The organism is Pedobacter metabolipauper (genome assembly GCF_004362715.1).
Classification (GTDB): domain Bacteria; phylum Bacteroidota; class Bacteroidia; order Sphingobacteriales; family Sphingobacteriaceae; genus Pedobacter; species Pedobacter metabolipauper.
The window spans coordinates 481,366-507,538 of sequence record NZ_SNYC01000005.1 but is presented as its reverse complement, the minus strand read 5'-3'; the positions used below and the strand labels follow the sequence as shown (position 1 = coordinate 507,538).

Annotated in this window: 23 protein-coding genes; 16 read left to right on the top strand and 7 right to left on the bottom strand. The window is 37.7% G+C overall.

The features are described 5' to 3' along the window. Positions 1-181: 181 nt before the first annotated feature. The 5 genes from ATK78_RS14560 to ATK78_RS14540 all read left to right on the top strand — a co-directional run bounded on the left by ATK78_RS14560 (position 182) and on the right by ATK78_RS14540 (position 8,431). On the top strand, positions 182-748 hold the full coding sequence (locus ATK78_RS14560; protein WP_133576841.1) for an RNA polymerase sigma factor: 567 nt from the start codon (positions 182-184) through the stop codon (positions 746-748). 116 nt (positions 749-864) lie between these two features. Next, positions 865-2,016 (top strand): FecR family protein, encoded by a 1,152-nt coding sequence (locus ATK78_RS14555; protein ID WP_133576840.1) that lies wholly within the window; start codon positions 865-867, stop codon positions 2,014-2,016. 171 nt (positions 2,017-2,187) lie between these two features. After that, positions 2,188-5,481, top strand: a complete 3,294-nt coding sequence (locus ATK78_RS14550) for a SusC/RagA family TonB-linked outer membrane protein (protein WP_133576839.1) — start codon at positions 2,188-2,190, stop codon at positions 5,479-5,481. 9 nt (positions 5,482-5,490) lie between these two features. Then, positions 5,491-6,900 carry a RagB/SusD family nutrient uptake outer membrane protein gene (locus ATK78_RS14545; protein WP_133576838.1) on the top strand — a complete coding sequence of 470 codons (1,410 nt, stop codon included), beginning with the start codon at positions 5,491-5,493 and terminating at the stop codon, positions 6,898-6,900. A 70-nt stretch (positions 6,901-6,970) separates the two neighbouring features. Continuing rightward, positions 6,971-8,431: a TlpA family protein disulfide reductase gene (locus tag ATK78_RS14540; RefSeq protein ID WP_166664892.1), complete on the top strand. Its 1,461-nt coding sequence runs from the start codon at positions 6,971-6,973 to the stop codon at positions 8,429-8,431. On the opposite strand, the gene ATK78_RS14535 is transcribed toward ATK78_RS14540, so the two are convergent. The 3 genes from ATK78_RS14535 to ATK78_RS14525 all read right to left on the bottom strand — a co-directional run bounded on the left by ATK78_RS14535 (position 8,403) and on the right by ATK78_RS14525 (position 10,368). Next, a complete protein-coding gene (locus ATK78_RS14535; protein ID WP_133576836.1) occupies positions 8,403-9,458 on the bottom strand; it encodes a hypothetical protein in 1,056 nt (351 codons plus the stop codon). The genes ATK78_RS14540 and ATK78_RS14535 overlap by 29 nt on opposite strands. A gap of 90 nt (positions 9,459-9,548) precedes the next feature. Further along, a complete protein-coding gene (locus ATK78_RS14530; RefSeq protein WP_133576835.1) occupies positions 9,549-9,815 on the bottom strand; it encodes a DUF6520 family protein in 267 nt (88 codons plus the stop codon). Between the two features lie 85 nt (positions 9,816-9,900). After that, positions 9,901-10,368 (bottom strand): MauE/DoxX family redox-associated membrane protein, encoded by a 468-nt coding sequence (locus ATK78_RS14525; protein ID WP_133576834.1) that lies wholly within the window; start codon positions 10,366-10,368, stop codon positions 9,901-9,903. Between the two features lie 975 nt (positions 10,369-11,343). Here ATK78_RS14525 and ATK78_RS14520 point away from each other — a divergent pair. The 3 genes from ATK78_RS14520 (at position 11,344) to ATK78_RS14510 (ending at position 14,797) form a co-directional block, all read left to right on the top strand. Continuing rightward, positions 11,344-11,946, top strand: a complete 603-nt coding sequence (locus tag ATK78_RS14520; protein WP_133576833.1) for a Crp/Fnr family transcriptional regulator — start codon at positions 11,344-11,346, stop codon at positions 11,944-11,946. A gap of 79 nt (positions 11,947-12,025) precedes the next feature. Further along, complete coding sequence (locus ATK78_RS14515; RefSeq protein ID WP_133576832.1) at positions 12,026-12,271, top strand: hypothetical protein; 246 nt, start codon at positions 12,026-12,028, stop codon at positions 12,269-12,271. A gap of 150 nt (positions 12,272-12,421) precedes the next feature. After that, positions 12,422-14,797, top strand: a complete 2,376-nt coding sequence (locus tag ATK78_RS14510) for an ABC transporter permease (RefSeq protein WP_133576831.1) — start codon at positions 12,422-12,424, stop codon at positions 14,795-14,797. Positions 14,798-15,725: 928 nt separating this feature from the next. Here ATK78_RS14510 and ATK78_RS14505 read toward each other — a convergent pair. Further along, entirely contained in the window at positions 15,726-16,064 is a 339-nt protein-coding gene (locus tag ATK78_RS14505; protein WP_243732538.1) for a winged helix-turn-helix transcriptional regulator, read from the bottom strand. Positions 16,065-16,211: 147 nt separating this feature from the next. On the opposite strand from ATK78_RS14505, the gene ATK78_RS14500 reads away from it, so the two are divergent. Then, positions 16,212-16,952 carry an SDR family NAD(P)-dependent oxidoreductase gene (locus ATK78_RS14500; RefSeq protein WP_133576829.1) on the top strand — a complete coding sequence of 247 codons (741 nt, stop codon included), beginning with the start codon at positions 16,212-16,214 and terminating at the stop codon, positions 16,950-16,952. A 213-nt stretch (positions 16,953-17,165) separates the two neighbouring features. Here the strand turns inward: ATK78_RS14500 and ATK78_RS14495 are convergent, their stop codons facing one another. Beyond that, positions 17,166-18,059: a winged helix-turn-helix domain-containing protein gene (locus ATK78_RS14495; protein WP_133576828.1), complete on the bottom strand. Its 894-nt coding sequence runs from the start codon at positions 18,057-18,059 to the stop codon at positions 17,166-17,168. Between the two features lie 103 nt (positions 18,060-18,162). Between ATK78_RS14495 and ATK78_RS14490 the strand changes: the two genes are divergently transcribed. The 7 genes from ATK78_RS14490 to ATK78_RS14460 all read left to right on the top strand — a co-directional run bounded on the left by ATK78_RS14490 (position 18,163) and on the right by ATK78_RS14460 (position 23,609). Then, the gene (locus tag ATK78_RS14490) at positions 18,163-18,795 is read left to right on the top strand and encodes a YceI family protein (RefSeq protein ID WP_133576827.1); all 633 of its coding nucleotides are present in this window, start codon (positions 18,163-18,165) and stop codon (positions 18,793-18,795) included. A gap of 21 nt (positions 18,796-18,816) precedes the next feature. Further along, complete coding sequence (locus ATK78_RS14485) at positions 18,817-19,896, top strand: ligand-binding sensor domain-containing protein (RefSeq protein ID WP_208112378.1); 1,080 nt, start codon at positions 18,817-18,819, stop codon at positions 19,894-19,896. A 98-nt stretch (positions 19,897-19,994) separates the two neighbouring features. Beyond that, positions 19,995-20,804, top strand: coding sequence for an SDR family oxidoreductase (locus ATK78_RS14480; RefSeq protein WP_133576826.1), 810 nt, complete (start codon positions 19,995-19,997; stop codon positions 20,802-20,804). Beyond that, positions 20,805-21,770 carry a helix-turn-helix domain-containing protein gene (locus ATK78_RS14475; RefSeq protein WP_317126214.1) on the top strand — a complete coding sequence of 322 codons (966 nt, stop codon included), beginning with the start codon at positions 20,805-20,807 and terminating at the stop codon, positions 21,768-21,770. A gap of 188 nt (positions 21,771-21,958) precedes the next feature. Next, positions 21,959-22,246: a hypothetical protein gene (locus tag ATK78_RS14470; protein ID WP_133576825.1), complete on the top strand. Its 288-nt coding sequence runs from the start codon at positions 21,959-21,961 to the stop codon at positions 22,244-22,246. Between the two features lie 203 nt (positions 22,247-22,449). Then, the gene (locus ATK78_RS14465) at positions 22,450-23,283 is read left to right on the top strand and encodes a hypothetical protein (RefSeq protein WP_133576824.1); all 834 of its coding nucleotides are present in this window, start codon (positions 22,450-22,452) and stop codon (positions 23,281-23,283) included. Between the two features lie 74 nt (positions 23,284-23,357). Then, entirely contained in the window at positions 23,358-23,609 is a 252-nt protein-coding gene (locus ATK78_RS14460) for a hypothetical protein (protein WP_133576823.1), read from the top strand. A gap of 18 nt (positions 23,610-23,627) precedes the next feature. Here the strand turns inward: ATK78_RS14460 and ATK78_RS14455 are convergent, their stop codons facing one another. Then, positions 23,628-24,371: a LytR/AlgR family response regulator transcription factor gene (locus ATK78_RS14455; protein WP_208112377.1), complete on the bottom strand. Its 744-nt coding sequence runs from the start codon at positions 24,369-24,371 to the stop codon at positions 23,628-23,630. Continuing rightward, positions 24,368-26,116, bottom strand: a complete 1,749-nt coding sequence (locus ATK78_RS14450) for a sensor histidine kinase (RefSeq protein WP_166664890.1) — start codon at positions 26,114-26,116, stop codon at positions 24,368-24,370. Before ATK78_RS14450 ends, ATK78_RS14455 begins: the two co-directional genes overlap by 4 nt. Positions 26,117-26,173: the final 57 nt, after the last annotated feature.

The window sequence follows — 26,173 nt, the reverse complement described above, 5'->3', positions numbered from 1 at the left end:
ATTGTTACAATTTTATAGAAAAAAATTAAACTAGGAATGTAGTTGTTAACTTTTGGATTATCTATATTTGGCAACTAAAACGTTTTGGCAATAATCTATTTAGACTATCACTAAATACCTGTGTCAGAAAACCATCATGTTATATATTTCGATATATATAGTGGGATAAATAAATTTATTCATGAGTGACTATAATAGCCTTTCTGATTTAGAACTGGTAGACTTCCTGAGGTCAGGGGAGTCTGGTGCCTTTGTCGAACTCATGGAACGGTATAGTCTAATCCTGTATAAATATTCTTATGGTAAACTTGATGATAAAGATCTTGCAAAGGATATGGTCCAGTCACTTTTCTGTGATCTATGGGAAAAACGGGAGAGAATTAATGTGCCGGGAGAGTTCCGTCCATTTATTTTTACGATCATCAAGAACCGTTTGTGGAACCATTTCAAACATTGCAAAATGCAGCAGCGTCATATAGATGGGTTCCGGGATTACTTGCAAACTGCTGTTGATAATGCCGATCACCTGGTCAGGCATAACGAACTTTCTGATCTGATCGCCAAGGAAATTGCCACGCTTCCCGAATCAATGCGCGTAGTGATTGAACTGAGCAGGAACGAAAACCTCTCCAGAAAAGAAATTGCACTCAAATTAGACCTTCCACAGGAGACGGTGAAAAAGCGCATGACCCGCGCGCTGGAAATTCTTAGAAAAAGGCTGGGTCATTCGCTGATATTATTTCTTTAAATATCAGGCATTTACTCTTTGATGATTCATCTCGGGTACAATAACTTAACATTATTTTAACAAAAAATGTCCCCACAGGCAGGGCTCGGTTGTAGTGTTATTATAAAGCCACTATAATGAAAGACCTTAATCCAAACAGCCTGCTTCAAAAACTTCAGTCCGGTCAACTTAACCCGGAAGAGCACGCTATGGTTGAGGGTTATTTTATTTACGACAAAGAGCCGCTCGTGGGACTTTCTGAAGAGGAGTTGTCCCTCGGCGCGCGCGAAATAGTGGAGCATGTTAAAGATAAAGCGCTGAGAAAGTCGCCCACGCGTTTGTGGGCTAAGCTTGCCATTGCGGCTTCAGCCCTGATTACCATTGGAATTGCGGCCTATTTTTTCGAATACACGCCGGGAAGAAAAAATGAAGCAATAACAGTCTTTCAGAATGATGTTAACCCTGGCGGCAATCATGCTACGCTGACCCTCGCAAACGGCAAAAAAATAAATCTTTCAAATGCTAAAAATGGAATCCTTGCCAGAGAAGATGGTATAGAGATCACAAAAAGCGCTAATGGAATCAATTATAAGATTACAAACACCGGAAGTAAATCCGGGAACATCGAATACAATACGATTGAAACCCCAAGAGGGGGACAATTTCACATTGATTTGCCGGATGGCACTCAAGTAGAGCTTAACGCCGCCACACTTCTAAAACTCCCAACAACTTTCGCCTACTCCAATGTGCGAAAAGTTGAAATATTAAGCGGCGAGGCCTACTTTGAAGTTACAAAGGATGCAAAGCATCCTTTTATAGTCAAAACCAAAACCCAGGAAATCCAAGTTCTTGGAACCCATTTCAATGTAAGCGCGTACAGTGATGAGCCGCTTACCAAAACAACACTATTGGAAGGCTCCGTAAGAGTTGTTCCAGTCTCTCCGATTGCAGGAGTCGCTGCAAAAACTGGTGCTCAAATTCTGTCACCAGGACAACAATCCCTAAACGGAGACGGGTTAATCACCGTCTCTAATGTTAATGTTCAAAATGCTGTCGCATGGAAGAACGGTTATATGGTGCTCAGTGAAGGTTCGCTGCGTGACGTAATGACTGTTATTTCCAGGTGGTATGATGTGGATGTAGTTTATGAGTGTAATCCCGATCTTATTGAGATCGGTGGACGTATCAGACGTTCGGCAAAATTATCAAGGGTGCTGAAACTCTTGGGTAAAACAGGTAGTGTACATTTTAAAGTTGAAGGAAGGAGGGTAACCGTTATCGAATAAAAAAGATAGTTATACATGGTTACCTGGAAAAAAAGAAGCTGGCTCCGTTTGAGACCGGAACCAGCTGAAGTTCAGTTAGACCGCAACAATAAATTCGCAACAATCGATCAAACCGTGTGAATTGCTTTGCTTTATCGGCAAGTAGTCGCATATCAACTAAACCAAAAACAAATGTATAATTTTTACACCATAAAATGGTATAAGGCGCAACCCTATGCCAATAATTTCCTGCGGATTATGAAGCTAACCGTTATCATATTGATCGCTGCGTTTATGCAAGTAAGTGCGAATACGTATGGACAAATTACGCTTAAAGGAAAAAATATAAAGATAGAGACGGTCCTGGATGAAATAAGTAATCAGACAGGTTACTTTTTTATTTTCACTAAAGCTCAACTGAAAGCGGCGAAGCCGGTTACTGTTGACTTGAAAAATGTCTCTATTCAAAATGCACTGGATAATCTCTTTACAGGGCAGCCATTTTCCTATGATATTGATGGGAAAGACATCAATATCTATAAAAAATCATTCGTAGAATCATCCATTGAAGCTATCCAAGCTTATTTTGATAAGATAGACATTACAGGACGCGTTGTTAATGAAAAAGGTGAACCTTTAATAGGCGCAACAGTATCGATTAAAGGCACTACAATCTCTATGAAAACAAATAATGATGGTGATTTCTTTCTTTCCAATGTAGATGAGAGATCGAAAATTGTAATTTCTTTTATTGGATACGATTGGAGGGAATTTTCCGTATCTAAAAATCTTGGGAAATTAATACTAATTGAGAGCAGTTCGAAGCTCGAAGAAGTAAGCATTAATGCTGGATATTATCGAGTTTCAGAAAAAGAAAAAACTGGAAGTATTTCAAGGGTATCAAGTGAGACTATTAGTAAGCAGCCAATTAGTAACCCCTTGGCAAGTTTAATTGGCAGAATGGCCGGAGTAGTAATTACACAGCAATCCGGTTTGCCCGGCGGAGCATTCAGTGTCCAAATTAGAGGTAGGAACAGTATAGCTTCTGGGAATGACCCGCTGTACATTCTCAATGGCGTGCCTTTCAATTCTACATCACTTGCTACATCTTTAGGGGATTTAGTTTCAAGAGGCGCAAGTCCCTTGAACAGCATAAATCCGAATGATATTGAAAGTATAGAGGTTTTGAAAGATGCTGATGCAACCGCTATATATGGATCTCGGGGTGCCAATGGAGTAGTTCTAATTACAACAAAAAAGGGAATTTCAGGAAGTACTAATTTGGACGTTAATTATTATAGGGGAATAGGTTCCGTAGCTCATTTTATGAGTTTGCTAAATACCGAGGAATTTTTAACAATGAGAAAGGAGGCTTTTGCAAACGATAATCGAGTGCCAACGGTCGCGAATGCTCCTGATCAATTAATATGGGATAAAAACAGAAACATAGATTGGCAAAAGGAGTTTATTGGTGGTACGGTAAATACCAATAATCTTCAAGCGTCGCTTTCGGGTGGCACTTCAGCAACCACCTTTTTACTAAACGGAGGTTATTTTAGTGAAGGAACTGTATTTCCAGGAGATTTTGGAGAGAAAAAAGGGAATGCATCAATTAATTTAAATCATCAATCTATAGACAAGAAATTAAATATTAATTTTTCTTCCCAATATTCATATATAGATGATAAATTGAGCAGTAGTGATGTAACTAACTTGTCTTTAACACTTGCACCTAATAGGCCAAATTTGTTTAATCAAGATGGAAGCCTTAATATATTATCAATAGGTGGAAATCCTTATTTAGATTTGTATCGAAAATACAATGCTACTACAAAAAACCTATCTAGTAATATACTAATATCATATAAACTTATAAATGGGCTTGAGTTTAAAATCTCTGGAGGCTATAATGATGTACTTCGATCGGAAATAAGAACTATACCATCGACTACGATAAGTCCAACATCTACTACTTTGCCCTCTTCAAGTTTTGGTACTTCTAAAATAAATACTTGGATTACTGAACCCCAAATAAATTTCAGTAGGAAGGTTGGTGAAGGAAATTTGAGCGCATTGATCGGAGGTACGTTACAGGAAAGTATAAGGGCTGACCAAGTTATAGACGCAGGGGGCTATACAAATGATATAATGTTAGAGAATATTCAGGCCGCAGCTTCATTGAGTATTTTAAGTAACACCCACTCGCAATATTTATATAGTGCATTATTTGGCAGGTTGAATTATAATTTGTTACAGAAATACATTTTAAATTTCACTATGCGTAGAGATGGCTCTAGCCGTTTTGGACCTGGCAAGCAGTTTGCAAACTTTTCATCACTCGGGATGGCTTATGTTTTTTCACAAGAAAATTTTATAAGTGAAAACTTTTCGTTTTTAACTTTTGGCAAGTTGCGTGCTAGCTATGGTTCATCAGGCAATGATCAGATTGGGGATTATCAATACTTAGAATTATGGAATCCAACGACGTTCCCCTACGGTGGGGTTTCTGGGCTAGTAATTAATAGAATAGCTAATGATGATTACGCCTGGGAAGTTAATCGTAAATTAGAAATAGGTCTTGACCTTGGGTTAATAAATAATAGAATTACCACTACAATTGGCTATTACAGTAACCGTTCAACAAATCAGCTCGTTGGTTACTCGTTACCTTCAAGTACTGGAGCTTTCAGTGTACAGAGTAATCTCCCAGCTTTAGTTCAAAATAAAGGTTTTGAAATGGAGCTAAATACACTAAACATTAATAAAAGAAATTTTAAATGGGAAACTTCTTTTAATATTACTTTTCCTAAAAACACACTTTTAGATTTCCCAGATATTGAATCTTCAGGATACGGTAATCTATATACCGTTGGAAAATCATTATCGACGGTGAAAAAATTCCATTCTTTAGGAGTAGATCCAACCACTGGTTTATTAATATTTGAGGATCTAGATGGAGATGGTACTGGCAGGTCGTATCCTGGAGATTTGCAGTCACGAATTGATTTAAATCCTAAATTTTATGGCGGTTTAAATAATACATTAAAATACAGGGGTCTTCAATTGGATGTCTTTGCTCAATTTGTTAAACAATTAGGTTATAGCTATAGAATAAGTTTTGGTGTTCCAGGTACTACGGTTAATCAAGCTAAGGATGTGCTAAACAGGTGGCAAAAGCCTGGTGATCTTACTAGTATTCAGAAATTCACGACACAGGCAGGAAGACCTGCTTATACTGCATTTATAACTGATGGCGATCATTATTTTACTGATGCTTCATTTATAAGGGTTAAGAATATAATGTTATCGTATTACATACCGACATCCATGTCAACTAAAATTGGACTAAAAAAAACCAAAGTATATTTTCAAGCACAAAATGCTTTTACCATCACCAACTACATCGGTTTAGACCCAGAAAATCAAAACAATAAAAGTGTTCCACCATTAAGAGTGTATGCTTTTGGTATAAATTTCTCACTTTAATCTAATTTCATGAACTACAGAAGTATAAAACAGAATCAACGATTTTCATTAATATTTTGCGTTGCAATAGTTATAACACTATTAACTAGTGCGTGTAAAAAATTTATTGAAATTGATCTTCCTAAAAATCAACAGCTCACTAACAATGTTTTTTCCTCCGATAAGTCTGCAACTTCAGCTGTAGTTGGAATATATAGCCAGATGATAACAGGGAATGGTGAGGGATTTGCCAGTGGTGGACCTAGCAGCCTAACCTCCCTTACCTCATTGTCTTCAGATGATCTTATCAGCCATGCATTGAATGACGAGTTTTTCTTAAATTCCTTGAATTCTAATAATAGTAAAATTTCTTACTATTTATGGGCAGAACCTTATCAATATGTTTATAGCGCAAACCTAATTCTCGAAAGTCTTGAGAAATATTCTACGGTATCAGAAGCATTGAAAAAGCAATTGACAGGAGAAGCAAAATTTATTAGAGCATTTATATATTTTAATTTGGTTAACATGTATGGTCCGGTTCCACTTCATAGTACTACGGACTATAAGATTAATTCAAAGGTTTCTCGATCCCCGATAAACCAAGTCTATGATTTAATTATTTCGGATTTGTTAGATGCAGAAATTTTACTTTCTAACGATTATTCATATTCGTCGAATGAACGAACCAGGCCAAATAAGTGGGCTGCGAAAGCCTTATTGGCTAGGGTATATTTATATACTAAGGACTATGTTAAAGCTGAACAAAAATCTAGTGAGGTAATATCCAATTCATTATTCTCTTTAACTAATAATTTGCAAGAAGTCTTTTTGAAGAATAGTTCAGAAGCGATATGGCAGCTAAAACCTGTAAATCCAGCTTACAATACCTGGGAAGGATTTTATATGAAGTTGACAGTCTCACCGGTTTTGACACAATCAAGTTCATTAAGTCCAAATTTAATCAAAAGTTTCTCAAAAGATGATAGAAGAAAGTTCTTTTGGATTGACAGTTTAATGGAAGGTTCTGATAAATTCTATTTTCCGAAGAAATACAATGTTAAAGGCGGAAATAGTGAGACTTTAACGGAATATTCAATGGTTTTAAGGTTAGCCGAACTGTATCTGATCAGATCTGAATCAAGACTAAAGGTAGGAAACAATGTTGACGCAAAAGTTGATTTAGAGTTAATTCGCAAACGTGCCGGCTTAGACCAGTTAAACAGAGAAATCACTATCAGTGATATTGTTGAGCAACGGAGACTTGAATTCTTTACAGAATGGGGCCATCGTTGGTTTGATATAAAAAGATTAGAATTGACAGATCAAACTTTAAGTCAAACTAAAAGCCCAAATTGGACTTCAGATGATTCTCTGTATCCTATTCCCTTAAGCGAAATTAATTCTAACCCTAATATTACGCAGAATAATGGTTATTAGTTTCATAGAAGTGCTTAATGTCACTTTCGGTAAGTACGGTTGTAAATGTATTTTAATCTTATCCTTTTTATTGAATACATACATAACAAAGGCCAGTAACGTTAAGTATAATCAGATTGATTCTACAGTTCGTATTTCAGGGCATATAACCAAAGACTCTGACCCAATAGACAGCATTCGTGTGATTTATAAGCATGAGTATCTATTTGGGGTTATTGACAAAAATACAAGTGTCTATACCGTATATCCTACTAATACTGGAAATTTCACCATAAACTTGAAATCTTCTAAGGAACTAGGTAAGATCTCTCAAATGGTCTTTTATTTTCACGATGACCATGTTATTGCAGAGGAATACTTAGTAAGGTATGATGATAATATTGATATGTCAGTCAGTAGACATGGTGATAATGTGAATTTAGTTTTTGATGGATTTGGTAAAGATAAATATACGTGCCGTCGTGAAGTTGAATTGATATACGCAACTTTACTTGATCAGTATATAAAAATATACTCCTCTCGGATTATGAAAGAGCCTCTATTAATTGATTCATTAAATAGGATATGGAGCAAAGCCCTCACATTCCCTATTGATGATTTCAAAAATAAAATTAGTGAACACGAGTTAAATGTATTAAGAGCCGATGCGTTAGCGAAATATCCCATACCTAAAAGGGGCTTAATTTCAATAGCATATAATTCTACTTCATCGACTCATGAGAGAAAAATTATTGCACAATCGTTTTTGTCAGACTTTAGCCTTAAACCTAGTTTTGATGACAGTATATATAGTTTGAGTTATAAAAGCCTCGAGAACATGTTTATGAATCTTCAAGATTATATTGTATACAGTAGAGGGAATATCGAATTTTCAATTTCTGATGTTTTTAACTTAATTAAATCTAACTTTTCAGGTGATCTAAGAGAAAGATTGTATCTACAATTGTTAATAAATCCTAAATATAAAAGATTCGGTAGGAAAGAATCTTCTATGGATTATGAATTATGTTTAAAGGAAGCATATGATAATTCAAGAAATTTGATAATAAAAAATGAATTTCTCCAGCGATTGTCCACAGTATTAAAGGGTCAAGATGCCTATAACTTTTCACTTCCTAATACAAATGGTGATACAGTTAAGCTATCAGATTTCAAAGGTAAGGTTGTAATTTTAGATATATGGTATACAGGATGTATCCCTTGCAGGGAGTTTTCTCAACGTATGGAAAAGGAAGTTTATCCCAAGTTCAGGAAGAATTCAGATTTTTCGGTTATTAGTGTTTCAATTGATAAAACAAAGGTCGAATGGCTTAAAAGTGTAAAAGCCGGACTTTATACTTCAGGTGAGAATATTAACTTATATACAGATGGACTACAAAGTTATCATCCATTATTAAAAAAGTATGGTGTGATGGCGTTACCTTTTTTGTTGATGATTGATAAAAAAGGAAGGATTTACTCTAGATTAAATAACTTAATGTCTTCGTCGGATATAGATATTCTTATTTCAGCTGCGTTGAAACATATATAAATTTATAAATAACTGTATCATATATAGCGTAAATAAAGTTATTATAAACCTTGAAGTTCGATATTTTTTTATGTCCAAGCTTTGGTAAATATATACTGTAATTATACGAACCATTACTTAATGCGTAGACATCAATTACAAAATTCTCACTAAACATTTGCTTGTTTTCATTATCCGCTCTTAATTTTGATAGTACAAAGAGTTGATTGTTATAAATACTTCCTTGGGAGTTCACTCCCAAGGGAGGGCTATCAAATTTTGTAGTTTTCAGGCTACTGATATAATGTAGAGATAGTTTAACCTTACTTATTGTGTCTACTGTATGACCATCTAATATTAGATTTAAATTCGTATCAAGTACGGAAAATGTATTTCTATAATAGTACAAATAGACAATTTTCTGAGTTTTTTCGTCAAATATTAAAGCGCCATCAGTACTAAAGTAGCCGTCCCCTTGTGCCATAAGGATATTCTTTTTAATCCCGGTACTGTCATTATTAAACTTGACTTTCATAAGAATATTCTGCTTTAATTTTGTATCTGGCGTACGAAAAACTACAGATGTTGGTGATATTACAATTGGTTTGTCAAATCTCCTGTTTCCTATTTCTATCCTTTTGGGTTCTAAATTTGGGAATTTCCCATAATAATTTATGGGGGTTACCCCCTCGGTTATATAATAATTTGGATATTCAACTCTTACCTTCATCGATTGCCAAGCAATCTTTTCTCTAGTGATAATTTTAATATTTTGACTAACCGTATCTTTTAATTCTAGGTTACTTTTTAATAGATATGTAGGAGCTTCAGAATTTCCAAAAAAAACAGTGTCATTAGTAATTCCAGCAATATAGAATGAAGTATATTTTAAATCTATCTTATTTGCTTGCGTAGCGATAGGAATTCTATATATTCGAAGAAACCCGTTATTAATATTTCTTCTAAATTGTTCAGCTTTCCATAGATAATAATTAACACCAAAACTTAAAAGTGTACACGCTAAAATTAGGAATATGGTTTTTCTCATTTAATTTCAATATTGTATGAAGTGTCCTCGTAATTGTTATTGTTATAAGAAGGGAGCAAAAGGAATTAGTCCTTCTCCTCCCTTCATTTCTTAAAGATCTCTCGAATAAATAAATGCATCCGAAACAGGTGTAGTACAAATTGTACTAGGAGTACCTGGAGTTAAATAAAGAATTGTTGACTCAGAAACTGCACAGAATGTTTCTTTCTCAACATTACTACAAGTCAATTGCTGACATGCTTGAGGTGAAGTTAATTGTTGGTAACGGGTCGCATTTGTTACTTTGGTAGTTTTGGTAGCAAATGCTCCGCCTATAGCAACTGTTGCTAGAATTGCGGAAAAAATTAATCTTTTCATGTTATTTAATTTGATTTTTAGTGCTTACTCTTTCATAGGTTTTCGGCGTTCCCTAATTCTTGTGGCCTGAGAATATTTTGAAAGCTTATTTTATAGCTTTTTTTCCAATGATTGTAGTTTTCATAATAATTCCGGCTAGAGCCATTATTACAAAAACTATATTAAATATTAAGTGCGTCTTCCATCCCATTTCTTCCAAAATCCCTCCGCAACTACATGGTATATTTTCACTGTAGTTTAGTATTATAAATATATATATTGTAAAAACCACCATTAAAGTATAGAACGCATATAGCCCTATTAAGGTCACTCTAGGAATTAATAATAAGAGAGCAATTATTAATTCCACAATAGGTATAAACCATGCTATAATGTCGGAAAAGGGGAACAATATTGGTGAGAGACCAAGCTGGACTTGAAATTTCTCGTAGTCAACTAGTTTATTAACAGCAGCATACAAAAATAAAAGTATGCCCAGACTACAAATTATATTTACTGAAATTTCCTTTATACGAACTAGAGTTAATGTTTTAGCATTTTGCGATTTTATCATATTATTTTCATTTGTATGTGATTATAATCTCCGGTGTTATTATGGTTTGTAAACAAAATCATCATATATTGGTAATAAACATAATATTCCTGTGGAAAGTAAGTAAAGAGTACTCGACGAACTATGTCCGCAATACATTTCCGATTCAATATTAGAGCAAGTTATTTGCGAACATTGTAAAAGGGGGGTTGTATATTGTTCATAACGAATTTGATTATTTGTATTAGTTGTTTTATTTGTAAATGCTCCTGCTACAGCAACTATTGCTAAAAGTGAGGACTGTAAGATTGTTCTATTCATCTTAACAATTTTAATATCTATTGAAGTCTGGTTATATTTCTCTTTGTTTTGTTAAGACTAAGATATGGGTGATATTCCTGAAAGGTGTAGAACAATTGTTGCTAATTGCGGAGCAATTGTTCTTATTTTCAGAACAATTGCTCTATGTTTGGAAATTTAAACTGGACGGGTTTATATTGATGGAGAGGTCTATATCAGGCAATCTTAATTAAACGCTTTTTATAAATCCTAGGTGCTCTTGATTAGTTAGCCAGTGGAACACAATTTCTTCGGCCTGAATACACTGTTTAATAGTTATATTGGAACGTCAAACAATAAACGCGTATTTTCCTCCTATAATTTCCGTATATAACCATTAGGTTATTTAGTTGTATGTTGTTTGTGATTTTTGGGATATTTTATAAAAAGAATAGAAATAGTGCGATTCTGGTGCTGCTATCCTGCTTTTTTTATTTAAAAAGTTTAGTGTAAAGCAAGATTTATTTATTACGTTTGTTTTAATCAACCCTAAATAGTATAAGTACACTCATTGTTTTTGTGATTACACATTTGAACTGACTAACCGTATTATACATAATCCCTATTGTGATATATACACTTAAAGAAAGATGCTCCAACTCCAACTGTAATTACTAGCAAGTGCTTCGTGCTATCAACGCATCAAACTGGCATGAAATGGTAAACCAAATTCTGTATGATTTTCTTTTCGGGTGTAAGATCCTTCCGGAAGAACTTAAAAATGAAAGTGAGCGGCAGAGGCTCGTGGACTTCTTAGAGTCACAAATTGAAAGAATCCCGTATGGGCATAAGATTTTACTTTCTGCGCGCGGGCATACGCCTGAACGCATATACTTTGTTGAAAACGGCTGCGCCCGTGCTTACATTTATGACGATGTAAACGAAAAGGAAAAAACGGATTTTATCTGGCTTAAAACATCTTTAATGGCTGATGCGACAAGTTTCTTGTTGCAAACAAAGTCCAGCTACTATATTGAGGTTGTTACGCCGGGTACAGTTTTGGTTTCTTTAACCTATGCGCAGGTTGATCTGTTGCTGCAATCCTTTCCGTATGCGAAAGTTTTTGTGGACTATTTACTGGAAAGTAATAAGGTACATAGCAGTAAATATTTTCTTGACCATTATCCTAATGCTTCGGATCGGTTAGATGCACTTCAGGCTGCGATGCCGCCTGTTAAAGGTTATGTTACCAATGAAATGATGGCTTCTTTCCTGGGCATTACGACCCAGCATTTAAACAGGCTGCTTCGTGGGGGATAAGGTTAGCTATACCGGTTAATGAGGATTATTATCATCCAAAGTATGGTGACTAACTATTTATTATTATGAAAATTAAATTATGGGAAGTTTTGAAATTTTGGTATTTGGCAGGATGCTGCTGGCAGAGCCAAGGGTAAATGGGTCATTTAATATCTTTTTTGACGGGAAAAATATATGCAATGTTACGCCTTATGGTGAGGATGATAAACCTGACGAGCCTAAAGCCTGGCTTAGTGAAGAATTTTATATCAATACAGAGGTTTGTGATGAGATAGGGCGGCAGATAGAGGCGTATTATGAACAGTTTCCTAATGAACATGATTAGCTGCTACTGTTCACTTTCGGACGATCATTGTCCAATAGCGAACATAAGTAATTCAGGTTGCAGCACTATATCAATTTGAAGAACATTTAAAGTAACTCCGTATCATTGGTACACTTTTAGCTTTTAACAGAATCTTAATATATAAAATCTATGTTTAGATACCAGTTTAAAATTGCGTTTAGAAACATATTACGACATAGAATATCTTCCTTCATAAACATTGCTGGAATGGGCATTGGTTTAGCAGCAACGGTATTGCTGTATTTGTATATAAGTTCTGAGGAAAATCATGATAGGCATTTCAGAAACTCTACTAATGTCTATCAAGTTATGCTCAATACAATAGCAAAGGACAATAGTATTGTAAGTACAATTAAAGAAACGCCAAATGTACTTTCCTCGGCGCTTCTACAGGAGGTACCTGAGATACAGGCTGCCGCCCGCATTACAAAAGTGGTCCCTAGATTGGTTAAAGCAAAAAATAACAGCTACAAGATAAACGGAAGAGCTGCTGATGCTAATATCTTTGAAGTCCTGAAATATGAATTTCTCAGAGGAAATGCTCAAATTGCATTACGGCCTGGTAATATAGTTTTGACGGAAAGTACAGCTAGAAGATTGTTTGGAACCATCGATGTCATTAATCAAGATGTAAAGTATGAAAATCAGGTTAATCTGAAAGTATCAGGTGTAATTAAAGATTTACCGAAAAACGTAACCTATGATTTCGGCTGTCTGATATCCTGGAAGGAATATGAAACCTTAAATGACTGGGTCCAACCACCCAATTGGGAAAATAAGTTTTTCTACACTTTGCTTACGCTTAGAAGTCACGCAAACTTAGACGCTATTAACAAAAAGCTTGGCAGTTTCGTGGCTAATCACGGAGGCGTAACCCAATTTAACTATTCTATATTTATTTATCCACTTACAAAACTTTACTTACATGGAGAATTTTTGAATGGGAAGCCATCAGGAGGTAGAATAAGCCAGCTTCAAATCTTCATATCACTTGCTTTGGGGATATTATGTATTGCATGTATCAATTTCATTAACCTGTCCACTGCCCGGTCACAAAAACGTGCAAAGGAAATAGGGATCAAAAAAACATTGGGTGCAAGCCAAACGGATTTAAAGATTCAATTTTTGTCAGAGTTCCTGATATTGACGGTTTTAAGTTTCTTTTTTGGCTTACTGACCGTAGAATTGAGCTTGCCCTGGTTTAATTCTATGTTAGATATGAGATTAACAATTGATTATTTAGACTTCTCAAACTGGACTTTATTTCTTGTTCTTATTGGAGTAACTACATTATTTGCCGGAGGTTACCCTGCCTTTGTACTGGCGTCAATGGATGCTGTAAAGAGCTTAAAGGGACGCGCACCACATGGAACTTTCGCATTATCCATCCGTAAAACATTAGTTATCATACAATTTTGTTTTTCATTTGTTGTGATTGTTGCAACCATCATCATCTATCAGCAATTAGATTTTCTAAAGAATAAACGTTTGGGTTATGAGGTTTCTTATTTAATACAAATGCCTCATGAGGGAAATCTTTATGCTAAATTCGATCTTCTGAAAGACCGTCTTTTAGCATCTGGAGCAGTAAAATCCCTATGCCAATCTTCTGGAAGTGTTGCAGTCGAAAATAACAAAACTGTTAAGCCCGAATGGGATGATATGGACGAAAGCGACAAAAGCATTGCTTTTGATCAGATTTACACGACATATGATTTTGTGAAAACCACAGGAATAAAAATGAGCATAGGTCATGATTTTTCTAAAGACAAATCCTCTGATCAAAATGGTCTCCTTCTAAACAAGACCGCAGTGAAGAGAATGCAGCTACTGAATCCTATCGGCAAAAAAGTCAGATTGAATGGTGAGTTAAAACAGGTGATAGGTGTGTTCGAAGATATAGTATGGGGGTATCCCGCTTTACAGATCAAGCCAATGATTGTTTCATTTAATGCGGAAAATAGCGACTTTATTACCATGAGATTAACCAGCACAAATGACTTAAATGCGAACCTTGAAAAGATTACCTCGATCACTGAAGAGATAAATCCTGACTTCCCGGTAGATATTACATTTGTAGATAAACTTGTTCAAGGTAAATATAAAGATGAACAAACGATGGCCTCAATCGCAAATTTATTTGGAGGGTTTTCTGTATTTCTTTCTTGTCTGGGATTGTTCGCCCTTTCAGCTTTCAGCGCAGAACTTCGAACAAAAGAAATCGGGATCCGCAAGGTACTGGGAGCAAACTTAGTTAACATGATCGCCTTACTTTCACTGGATTTTTTAAAAACGGTATTGATCGCAATGGTGATTGCAGTTATTCCGTCATATTTTATAATGAGCCGCTGGCTAAATAAGTTTGATTACCATATTACAATACAACCTGCCATATTCATCATTTCAGGCATGGGAATATTGCTTATCGCTTTTCTAACTGTAGCCTGGCATTCTTTCGTAGCCGCTAATAAGAATCCTGTCGAAACGCTCAAATACGAATCATGAGTGGGGGTTTCAATAAAGTCTGAAAAATTCGTATATTGGCTAAAGTAATCCACAGGCGGCATACGGTTTTGTATTCCCTTTGTCCAGCTTCAAATTTCATCAGGATGATGTTCGGATTCTGGATTTCTTAATTGGTATTGAATGTCAGTTCAGGTTAAAAACACCTAATAAGTGTTCGACTGTTGTTCGACTCCGCTTCTGCTCGGCTTCGGCTTTTGTTGCAGTCCGCTTGCGGTCTTGTTCGGGTCTGCTTCGGGTCTTGTTCTGCTTTTGCCCTTTTAGATACGATTCAGAGCAATAAGTGATTTCTGTTTATTTGCAAACTATTGTAGTGCCCGGCCAGGCATTCTGGATGCCCGCTCAATTGTCGGATCAGTGGTAGTTGTGTTTATGGTATGGCTGTTAAAGTAAAATTTCCCTATAGGGCAAAGTCAAATAAAAGTTAAAAAGGGTAATATGGGTTAGCCTGGCTTCGGGTCGGGTTCGACTCGGGTTCGTCTCTGGTTGCTGTCTCCTTCGTGTCTACCTCGTGTCTCATTCGTGTCTGGTTCGGCTATTGCCGAACCAGACACGAATTCGGATGGTATTTCAGTGCTGTTTATTTGCAAGCTATTGTAGTGCTTGGGTAAGGCTTCTGTATGCCCGATCGCCATAGAATCGCGGTCGATTTAGTTCAGCGTATTGGCAGTTTTGTGCATTAGTCAAGGTTTTCCGGTGCAAATATATATGATTCTTTATTGTATTGGGCTATTTTAAGCCGTTTGGCTGACGATCTCAAGATGTAGCTGGGGATTTTTATGTGCTTAAAAGTCCTTATTTGTGTGATGAAAGTTGATATGTAATTTCGTTTAACAGGATAATTGGATGGAGTATATCGTTAAGATAGAAATACCACTACTGGCCGGTTATGGTTTTCCTGTGTGATATGTTAATCTTCGAGTTGTTTAGCAGTGGCTTTCGGTTCGTGCAAATTGCGGTGAATACCACCCCAATCAGACATCACTTTCAGCATAGGCATCATCGTATGGCCAAGTTCTGTAAGCATGTACTCCACACGCGGTGGAACTTCTGCATATACGACCCGACGTACGATGCCGTCCTGTTCCAGTTCACGCAACTGCGCCGCCAGCATTCGTTCAGAAATACCTTCAATAGATTTTCTTAATTCGCCGTAACGCATAATGCCGGCTGCCAGCCTGCACAAAATGGCAGGCTTCCATCTGCCGCCAATTACCCCTAAGGTTATTGCCATGTTACATTCGTTCATAATGCTTTTTTCGTTCAAAGCGTTGGTTGAGTTCTCTTTTCTCATTACTTACTAATTTGTTAGTACCTAACTATTTGCTGCCCGTCTGCAAATGTAGAATAATGGGTCTAGCTTTGTGTCATATTAGAAAAACAAAAGAAAATCGTTATGAAAAAATTAGCAAATAAAATAGCATTAGTAACCGGTGGTAGTCGTGGAATAGGTGCAGCAACCGTTCGTCGTTTAGCTTCTGATGGTGCGCTCGTAGCCTTTACCTATACCAATTCGGCAGAGACGGCCGAAGCCATAGTCAACGAAATTAATGCAGCTGATGGTCGCGCGATCGCTATTAGGGCAGACAGTTCAAAATCTGCCGATATCATCCATGCGGTAAACAAAACTGTCGCCGAATTTGGCGGCCTTGATATTTTGGTAAATAACGCAGGTATCTATATCGGAAAAGATTTCCAGGAGCATACCATTGAAGAATACGACCAGTTAATGGATGTAAATGTAAAGGCGGTTTATGTAGCTGCGTTAGAAGCGGTAAAACATTTGAAAGCGGGCGGCCGCATCATCACCATAGGCAGTAATATGGCTGACAATGCCATAGGGCCGCAAACTACCTTGTACACCATGAGTAAATCGGCATTGCAAGGTTTTACCCGTGGCCTGGCCCGCGATCTTGGTCCAAAAGGGATTACCGTGACGCTGGTACAGCCCGGCCCAACACACACAGATATGAATCCCGATAATACCGAACAGGCCGGATATTTGCGTAGCCGTATGGCACTGCCCAACTATGGCAGTGTGGAAGATGTTGCGGGCCTGGTATCATTCCTGGCAAGCGACGAGGGCAAGCAGATCACCGGATCGTGGGTTACCGTTGATGGCGGGCTGAACGCTTAACTGCCATTCCCTTCTAAAACCAAAAGGCCTCCAAAATCAATAATTGAAGGCCTTTTGGTTTCTTGTGAACTGTTGAAATTCGAACCTGATCTATTAATTCATAATGAAACTTAATTGTGCTCATTTTATTTATGATCAAAAACCATACCTACCACCCGAAACGGAAATTGCCTTAGGTGTAACAAAGTAACATTCGGGCGCGCGAAGATCTTCTTAAGCGCTGATTTCCAGCTTATATCCTTTGCTTCGTACAACAACAATGTTGATGTTTGGATCGAGTTCCAGTTTTTTTCTAAGTTTTGATATGAACATGTCCAGGCTGCGGCCGACAATAACACCTTCATCTTCCCAGATCTCTTTTTGAAGCCTGCTTCTCTCAATAGTCTCGTTGGGAGACAATGCGAAAATGAGCAATACACGGGTTTCTGTTCCGGTCAGGTCTATTGTCTCCCCATTTATGATGAGCTTTCGATTCTTCGCGTCGAACAACACGGTGCCTAAAGTGAACAAGCTGTCATGCTGAACTTCAGGTACGCCTCTCCGCGGCTTAACGGATCTGAAAAGAAGAAAACCAACAACCGCTAAAAGGGGCAGGCTACCCAAAAGATATCCATTCTTCACTGTATTTAAGCCCAATGGTTTAAATTTAACGTTGATTATGTAACATGCTGTAGGCTGCTTTCTTCCTGAACAGGCTACAATATCATCTTTTCTATTCTTTGAGATAGCGTATCCATAAACTACGCCGGCGTTGCCACAGTTAAGAACATTAACCACATAATTAGGTGTAAGCGGATCTTTGGCCAACAAACGCCGGGTCGTATTTACCAGGGAGTCCGGTTGAAAAGTAAGTTCATTCTCAAACTTGATCTGGTATTCATTTTCTGCTATCTTTTCTACCGGGAGTACCCTTGATGTACTATCGCCCGACTGTAAGAGCAGTTCATGTCCGATCCTGCGGAGCAGAACTTCCCGCCTGGCGATATCGAAGTTATCGTCACTTCCATCCATACTGAAAGCCACGCAGATTACAGAGATCAACACAAGTGGTATCAATCCGAACAGGTACTTGCGTTTTCCGAAGATGAGATTTTGGATAACAGGCATGATGTCAAGTTTTTATTTACAAAGTTTACATTTTTATTTACAATTCTGATCCCTCTGACGGAAAAATATCAAAGTAATTTTACTGAATCAATTTTGATAGGATATGAAAAATAATAAAAGCGTTTTTTACAGCCTGCTGATCATACTGGCAGTAGTTTATTCTCCCGTACAGGCCCAACAAAAAAAAGGTCCTCCGGATGTCGTTTATCAGCTCGATGTTAAAAAAAGCAAGCTGCTTTGGATAGCTCCTAAAAACAGGCATAAGGGTTTTATATTATTTAATTCGGGATCTATTAGCCACTTTATTAACGGCAGGCCAACACACGGTTCTTTCCGTATTAATATGAACATTATGAGGAGTACCGACGAAACTTCAGTTGCCAAAAGGAAAGAGGTTGACGATAAGCTGAGAAGCGAAAGCTTTTTTGCGGTTTCAAAATACCCTGTTGCCATCATGGTAGTTAACAAGATGCTGCCGAAACCTGATGGAATAACCTATAACGTTTATGGTGAACTGACGATTAAAGACGTAACCAGACCCATTGAATTTACAACGATCATGAAGCAGAACGGCAGTACGATTACAGCAACGGCAAACATGAACATTAGCCGCTCAAATTGGAATATCAGTCATCAATCGGAGTCTAAATCCTGGAACCTCTTTGGCCGCCTGCAAGACGAGCTGATTGCCAATGATATCCCAGTGAGTCTGGAACTGGTGTTTACTAAGAAATAATTAAGATCGTAAAAAAGAAAAATGATGAGATACGCCCATATATATAGTTTGTTGCTGATGTCCGTTCTTTGTACCTCCTGCAGAGGACAAAATAAAACGGAGCTGCCAAAAGCAGATGCCGGGTTCGAAAACAAAGCGTTAACGACCACTCAGGGACCTAAAACGATTACCCGAAATATCATTCAAGATAAAAAGAGCAACATTTGGATTGCTGCATTTGATGGTATTTTTCGGTACGATGGAAAATCTTTTACTCATATCACCAGTAAAGTAAGTTCGGCACGTTTCTTTTCTATTTTAGAAGATAGAAAGGGCAACTTATGGTTCGGCTCTATTGGCTCAGGTGTTTTTTATTACGATGGGAAATCCTTTCAAAATTTCACAACCAGGGATGGATTGCTCAATAATGATGTTGGAAGTATTTATGAAGATAAAAAAGGCAACATCTGGTTCGGCGTTTTTGGAGGAGCAAGCCGTTACGATGGGACATCATTTCGGAATTATATCATAAATGGAGATGCGATGAATGAAGATCGGACCGGGAAAACTTTTACGAATAGACCACCTTATGAAGTTAATTCTATTATTGAAGACAAAACAGGCAGGTTTTGGTTTGGCACAAGGGGCAATACCTTCGTATATGACGGAAAAACATTTACCGTTTTCAGCCATGAGAACACACCTTTTAAGAATGTTCGTAAGATAATAGAAGATAAAAAAGGCAATATCTGGCTGGGGGGCAATGATGGCCTTTGGAACTACGACGGCAGTAAATTTACGAATTTCACACAGAAGTTTGTTGGTCATATCTACGAAGACAAAAAGGACAATATTTGGATCAGTTCAGAGAGTTTTAACGATCTAAGCAGGCTGCTTTTTGGTTATGGTGCCAATACTGCATCTTGGGCACTTTCCAGGTATGATGGAAAATCTTTGTCCAATAAAAAGCCTGTTGTAACCCAAATAAAGTCAAATGAAATAATGATTTTCGGCATATTAGAAGCTTATGACGGAAGTATCTGGTTTGGCACTATGAACGGTGTATACCGTTATGACGGAAAGACCATCTCGGACTTTAAAGGTGAAGAGGTTAGGGAATAAATGCATACTTATCATTTTGGCTACAAGATGCTCCGGTTTCGCCACAAAGCCTGTATGCTGCAGGATTAGATTTGCATTCAATTAATCATAAGAAAAGAATGACAAAGACAATATTTATTACGGGAGCTTCGGCAGGTATAGGTAAGGCTACTGCAAGATTTTTTGCGCAGAAAGGCTGGAATGTAATTGCGACTATGCGCAAGCCGGAAAATGAGAAAGAACTTAATCTTTTGGACAAGGTAACCTTGCTGCCACTGGACGTGACAAACCTGGAACAGATCAAAGAAACGGTACAGAAAGCGCTGGCACTGTCTCCAATTGATGTTGTTTTTAATAATGCTGGTTATGCTTTGCTAGGCGTATTGGAAGCCATTACGGATGAGCAGATCGTTAGCCAGATGGAAACGAATTTTTTTGGTGTGGTTCGGGTAACTCAGGCCTTTATTCCATATTTCCGTGAAAAAGGTTCCGGTCTTTTTATTACTACCGGATCTTCTGCCGGCTTAATGGGATTTCCGGTAAGTTCCATGTATGATGCAAGCAAGTGGGCTCTTGAAGGTTGGAGCGAAAGCCTGTCCTATGAATTAGCTGAAGTTGGTGTCGGCATTAAAACCATTGAGCCTGGGTTGGTAGCAACCGAAATCGGAGACCGGTCGGTCGTCGTTTCTCACCCGGCTTACGAAAGTTTGATGGCTAAATTTATGGCACTAATCGCACATGGTGAAAATGTTACAACGGCAGACCAGATCGCAGAAGTTGTTTATGGTGCTGCTACCGACGGTAAAGATACCTTGCGTTATGTGTGTGGTGAAGATGCCAAAAACCTGTATGCACAGCGGCTGGAAAATGGCGATGAGGCTTTCATGGCAGGAATAAAGCAAATGCTCAACACCAATCAGGGAATTTAAATGACATTGCCGGTAGATATCTTTGATGATATTTACCGGCAGTATTTAGGTATGGAACAGAGAAATAAATTACGGGTCTTTCAATCTATTACTGAAATGCAGCGTGCTTTTGGTTTACCACAACCTTTGCATCCGTTGATCAGTATGCTTGACTATAGCAAAGTAGAAATCACGAAGGAGATGCTTTCTGCTCCTTTTGTGATGAACTTATACAACATCACCTATAATGAATCGGCTGGTTGTAGAATGAAATACGGGCAAACAACTTATGATTTTCAGGAAGGCGGTATGTTTTTTACTTCACCGGGTCAGCCGCTGACTGGCGTAGAGACGGCTGATGCGAGTTTGGGTTTTACCTTACTGATCCATCCAGATTTTTTACGGAATTATGCGCTGGATACAAAGATTAAAACTTACGGCTTTTTTGAATACTCGGTAAATGAGTCATTGCACTTATCTGGTAAGGAAAAAACGACCATTAGTGCTATTGGTAAAAATATAGGCGACGAACTGGAAATAGCTATAGATGATATTAGTCAGGATGTGCTGATATCACAGATTGAGCTACTATTGAACTATAGCCAGCGGTTTTACAAACGGCAATTCATTACCAGAAAGCCTGTTAACAATGCCTTACTTGAAAATCTGGATAAGATGCTGGATACTTATTTCAATGACAAAACGGCATTGATGCATGGCTTGCCAACCGTTCAGTTCCTGGCGGAGCGTTTAAATATATCACCAAAATATTTGGGCGATGTATTGCGGGCACTAACCGGCCACAACACACAGCAGCACATCCACATCAAGCTGATCGAAAAAGCCAAAGAAATTTTGACCATCAGCGATCTTACGGTTGGTGAAATTGCCTTTCAGTTGGGTTTTGAACATCCGCAATCATTTAGCAAGCTGTTTAAATTAAAGACCAATCTGTCACCCCTGGAATTTAGGGCAAGCTTCAATTAAAGGTTGCGCTAAAGAAAGACTGATGAAACTAACATTGTAGATAAATGATCTGCACCATTTTGAGCTTGTATTCAGTTCCACTACAAGAAAGTCATTATTATTTATTTTATTGGAAATGTAAAACGAGATTATGACCTTTAATTGCTATGGGTAAAAAACTATGTTTAAACTGTAAAAAGTCATTTAACATGTCATCACAGGATTTAAAAGGTTCGAATTTTAAATGTCCCGAATGTGGTAATCAATCAATTGCCATTACTCATAGATTTAGACCTCCGAAATTAGATGACAACAGAAGATGGGATGTGGTTAGATTTCTTGTAAAGCATGGATTTAAATATCAACACATCTCCATATTTGAACCTGATCGCCATGCGATACCTAGATTTATTGGTTACGCTCCATATCCCGAAAATATGATTGATGCCATTGAATTTGTTGAACGCTATAAAGAACAGGCGCTTGTAAGGTCTTAGGAATAAAATGTGAATATGGAGAGCAGGAGTAAAGGCAAATGTGATAGATTGTTAATTTATTTAATGAAAATTTTCAATAAAGATTTTTATACAGATGGCAAGGCTATAAGATATCTAAGGATTTGTGTTTTTTTATTTTGAATCAAATTATTTAGTGCTAATTTTAGCTATCAGGATATAATTTCGTCTCTTAACTTACAATTTTGAAAAATACCATCTCACACGCCATTTCTAGGATTTGTATTTTTAGCTTTCTTATCTTTTTTCTCTCTTCATGTAATTGGGTGCAGGTAAAGGAATTAAATATAAAAGCAGATTATGATCAGCTATATTTGACCTTACGCATTGAAAAGCAAACGGATGATACGTCCAGTACATTGAAAGAACTGATCAGAGATCATCAGCAAGCCGTCACCAAAATTTGGGATCAGGCTAATATTAATTACAATTTAAGTGTGTCTGATGATACATCAGTTGTTGTTTTAACCAGCAGGCTGAATGGGGTAAAAGAGGCACAGCTATTTTTTAACCCAATTAACAATTACAAATATAGGAACAGCACCCAGCAGGTGCTAAAGATTAATGTGTATAAGATTAGTACAGAACCGGATTCAGTGTTGGTGCAAATCAAATTTGATGACAGAATATTACGCATTGGGCAGGTCAAGTTGGAGAATGTATCAACGATTTCTGAATTCAAACCAACAAGCAATCAGAAGTACTTAGACGTAGACCAGGTCGGGGTTAATAGTTATGTATTTAAATATAGTATTGGAGATGGGAAGAATGTATTTGGTTTGCCGCATGTTGTTGAAATGAAATATCCATTAATGCAAAGACCGCAGTCAAAGCTTGAAATCCCGTCAACAGATACAATTGGTGTTGGATCGGTTGTAAATAATAACAACTCTGAAAGTAGCACATATATTTTTACTCAATCTTTTTGGTATTTCATCTTTGCAATAATTGGTGCAGTTGCGGCAGCAATAGCTATAGCGGAATCCTATAATAAGAGGAGAAATAGAAGAAATCCATAAAAGCCAGCAGGTTTAACGATAGCTATTTATATTTTCTGGTAGATAAATTCTAAAAATATATAATATAATCTGTAATGAAAACATCAAAACCACTTACCGAACTTACGCTCGACGAGTTGAATGCAAGACAAAAGAGCCTGAAGAATATAGCTATTGCATTAGGGACTATTATGCTTCTGGCTTGTGGCATATTAATCTATCTGTCTATTGAATCAAAAAAGCCCGGACTTTTAGCAGCTGGTATTGGGTTCCCTATGACATTTTTACCTATTTTGATCGTTTTGGGACAGGTCCGCAGCGAAATAAAAAAAAGGGTATCAAAGTAATCGCCCGGTAAGAAATACTTATAATTCTTTTAGGAGATGTTTCCGCTGCCTGCTGACCGGTACGCTCATGCCATTGTCCATGATCAGATAACCACCATCTGCTTTTTTGAAGGAATCAATATGATTCCTGTTGATCAGCCAGGACTGATGGATCCGGATAAAGCCGTAAACGGAGAGAATCTGCTCGTATTCTGAAATAGGCTTTGAGACAATAATAGGACTGCTCTCAGCGCTGATATAGAAACTGGTGTAGCTGTTGTCTGCAGCACAGCAGACGATGTTTTCTATAAGCATGTATTTGATCTCATGCTGATCGGGCAGGGCAATTCTTTTCTGTGTATTGTCCCGTTGATGCTGGTAGGACTGTAATAGCATCGCAAGCTGTTCGGTTTGGGAATTTTTCTGCTGGCCAACTTTGTGTACTGCAGCGATCAGATCTTTAGGCATTACCGGCTTTAGCAGATAGTCTGTGGCAGAGAATTTAATGGCCTGTATACCATACTCGTCATGTGCGGTAACGAAAATTACGTGTGCTTTATTTTCTGGCAATTGCTTCAGCAGATCAAATCCGGATTCCTGCTTCATCTTGATATCCAAAAACAGGATATCAACACCATGACCGCTTAGAAATTCCAGCGCCTGTTTTACCGAATTGGCAGTACCGGCAATGGTTAGATGGGGAGCATAATTGTGCAACAGCTGTGATAGTGTTTCGACAGCGCCTTGTTCATCATCCATGATAAAGCAGGAAAGATTGTTCATGAAAGCCAGTTTTGAAAGGTAAATTTAGTAATTGTTCCTATTCCCTTAGCATAATTTATCTGCATCCCGATGGACATGCTCTCCAGCTTTTTATTATAGATGGCGATCCGTTTTCTGACCAGAGATAATCCATGGCCCTCAGGTGTTGCTGCACTGTCCCAACTGGTACAACCATTGTCAGCAATCTCAATATGTAAAGTGTTTTCATTGCTAAAGATCCTGATGGTAATCATCGGAGCATTAAGGTTGGGGCTAAAGGCATGCCGGATACTGTTCTCCAATACTGGCTGTAACAGTAAAGGCGGAAAATCAATCATGGAAGATGCAGTTTCCCTCTCGATATCAATGGAATAAGAAAAGTACATTCTTTCCTGCTCGAGTTTTAAGTAGTCCGCTTCTATCTTTAATTCTTCCTGAAGGGATATGAACTCTTTTCTTCCGTTATCCATCACATCACGCATAAATGCCGCTACACTTCCTATATAGGCATTTGCCTGGTCTGGATTGTTTTTGTTGAAAGCACCCTGAATGGCACTTAGTGAATTGAAGAGAAAATGTGGGTTGAGCTGTCCACTCAGTAATAAAAGCTGGGATTCAATATCCTCGCTTTTACGCTTTAGCACGGTGAGCTTTCTTTTGTTCTTCCTGTTCCAAAGGTAAAACCCTATTGCAGCGAATGCCAATGAGAGCATGCTGATCCCAGCCACTTTTACCCAGGGGATTTGAAATGGCCGTTGTTTTACACGGATCTTTATCTTATGGATAGTTCCTGGCTGGCTGCTGTACCTCAGGTAGAGATCCTCGTCTTTTCCTTCTGGCATATTATTGTCCAGGACAATATGGGCCGCATTCTCCGGATTCAGTGGCTTTATAGACTTCCATTGATCAGGATTTTTTTCAAAGGAATACTGAAGCACTTCATCCCCCAGGTGGTCAAATCTTAAAATGCAGATCGTGCCATAGTCTTTTTCAAAAAGATTCGAGGTTCTTCCATCGAAAATCTTGGGTATCCCGGAACGGAAATTTAGAATATCTTCCAGGTTTGTGCTGAGTTGTTCACCCCCGGGAGGTAATTGGTAAAAGATAAAATCATTGGCCTTATCCTCCGGCCGGATAACCGTGATCGTCTTTACGATGCTTTTTGTAAGGATGTTCCTAACTGTAATGTTTAGTGTGTCGTTGATATCGAGTTTAAAGGTGCCGGCATAGAAGGTACGGATCCAGGGCTTTGCAACAGTTTCATTTGAATGTGTTTTACTTCCCAGGATCGCATAATTTTTATCTTCCCCCAGCTGTTGGAGTGGAGTCCATGAAATTATAGTCCTGCTGTTCTGCTGTGCCGAAAATTCCAGTTTACTATAGTCCTCACCTCCAAATGAACGATAAAGCTGGATTCTCTTGCCGTTCCTGATTATAAAATTAGGCAGGAAGGTTATCCCGATCAGCTGGTTAGAGACCAGTTGAATTGAAGAATGGTGTGTATCCCTATACGCTGTTTTAATAGGATTGATTAAGGGATAGAACCGATGCGGAGTATGTCCCGATCCGGTCATGATGTAACTGAAATCAGGTTCGGCACTAACGGCAAAATCTATTTTGCAGGTGTCGCACACTTTTCCGGCTACTTTTTTCTTTACCATAATGTTCGAAAAACTATTCAGGAGGCTATCTTCCGGCTTTTGTCTTCCAAAACTACTTTGGCAAATGACAAAGAGTGATATGATGAGGATGATGTTTTTCTTCATAGTTTTCTTGCATGAAAAGGCTGGCAAGATCGAAAAATATATGTGAAAATCTTGATT

What these genes read in the sequence shown, in the direction of transcription:
- ATK78_RS14450 (WP_166664890.1), bottom strand. Translation starts at nt 26,116, where the DNA reads ATGAAGAAAAACATCATCCTCATCATATCACTCTTTGTCATTTGCCAA.
- ATK78_RS14475 (WP_317126214.1), top strand. Translation starts at nt 20,805, where the DNA reads ATGACATTGCCGGTAGATATCTTTGATGATATTTACCGGCAGTATTTA.
- ATK78_RS14550 (WP_133576839.1), top strand. Translation starts at nt 2,188, where the DNA reads ATGTATAATTTTTACACCATAAAATGGTATAAGGCGCAACCCTATGCC.
- ATK78_RS14510 (WP_133576831.1), top strand. Translation starts at nt 12,422, where the DNA reads ATGTTTAGATACCAGTTTAAAATTGCGTTTAGAAACATATTACGACAT.
- ATK78_RS14490 (WP_133576827.1), top strand. Translation starts at nt 18,163, where the DNA reads ATGAAAAATAATAAAAGCGTTTTTTACAGCCTGCTGATCATACTGGCA.
- ATK78_RS14505 (WP_243732538.1), bottom strand. Translation starts at nt 16,064, where the DNA reads ATGAACGAATGTAACATGGCAATAACCTTAGGGGTAATTGGCGGCAGA.
- ATK78_RS14460 (WP_133576823.1), top strand. Translation starts at nt 23,358, where the DNA reads ATGAAAACATCAAAACCACTTACCGAACTTACGCTCGACGAGTTGAAT.
- ATK78_RS14545 (WP_133576838.1), top strand. Translation starts at nt 5,491, where the DNA reads ATGAACTACAGAAGTATAAAACAGAATCAACGATTTTCATTAATATTT.
- ATK78_RS14470 (WP_133576825.1), top strand. Translation starts at nt 21,959, where the DNA reads ATGTCATCACAGGATTTAAAAGGTTCGAATTTTAAATGTCCCGAATGT.
- ATK78_RS14480 (WP_133576826.1), top strand. Translation starts at nt 19,995, where the DNA reads ATGACAAAGACAATATTTATTACGGGAGCTTCGGCAGGTATAGGTAAG.
- ATK78_RS14525 (WP_133576834.1), bottom strand. Translation starts at nt 10,368, where the DNA reads ATGATAAAATCGCAAAATGCTAAAACATTAACTCTAGTTCGTATAAAG.
- ATK78_RS14520 (WP_133576833.1), top strand. Translation starts at nt 11,344, where the DNA reads ATGGTAAACCAAATTCTGTATGATTTTCTTTTCGGGTGTAAGATCCTT.
- ATK78_RS14500 (WP_133576829.1), top strand. Translation starts at nt 16,212, where the DNA reads ATGAAAAAATTAGCAAATAAAATAGCATTAGTAACCGGTGGTAGTCGT.
- ATK78_RS14530 (WP_133576835.1), bottom strand. Translation starts at nt 9,815, where the DNA reads ATGAAAAGATTAATTTTTTCCGCAATTCTAGCAACAGTTGCTATAGGC.
- ATK78_RS14560 (WP_133576841.1), top strand. Translation starts at nt 182, where the DNA reads ATGAGTGACTATAATAGCCTTTCTGATTTAGAACTGGTAGACTTCCTG.
- ATK78_RS14485 (WP_208112378.1), top strand. Translation starts at nt 18,817, where the DNA reads ATGATGAGATACGCCCATATATATAGTTTGTTGCTGATGTCCGTTCTT.
- ATK78_RS14495 (WP_133576828.1), bottom strand. Translation starts at nt 18,059, where the DNA reads ATGCCTGTTATCCAAAATCTCATCTTCGGAAAACGCAAGTACCTGTTC.
- ATK78_RS14555 (WP_133576840.1), top strand. Translation starts at nt 865, where the DNA reads ATGAAAGACCTTAATCCAAACAGCCTGCTTCAAAAACTTCAGTCCGGT.
- ATK78_RS14515 (WP_133576832.1), top strand. Translation starts at nt 12,026, where the DNA reads ATGGGAAGTTTTGAAATTTTGGTATTTGGCAGGATGCTGCTGGCAGAG.
- ATK78_RS14455 (WP_208112377.1), bottom strand. Translation starts at nt 24,371, where the DNA reads ATGAACAATCTTTCCTGCTTTATCATGGATGATGAACAAGGCGCTGTC.
- ATK78_RS14535 (WP_133576836.1), bottom strand. Translation starts at nt 9,458, where the DNA reads ATGAGAAAAACCATATTCCTAATTTTAGCGTGTACACTTTTAAGTTTT.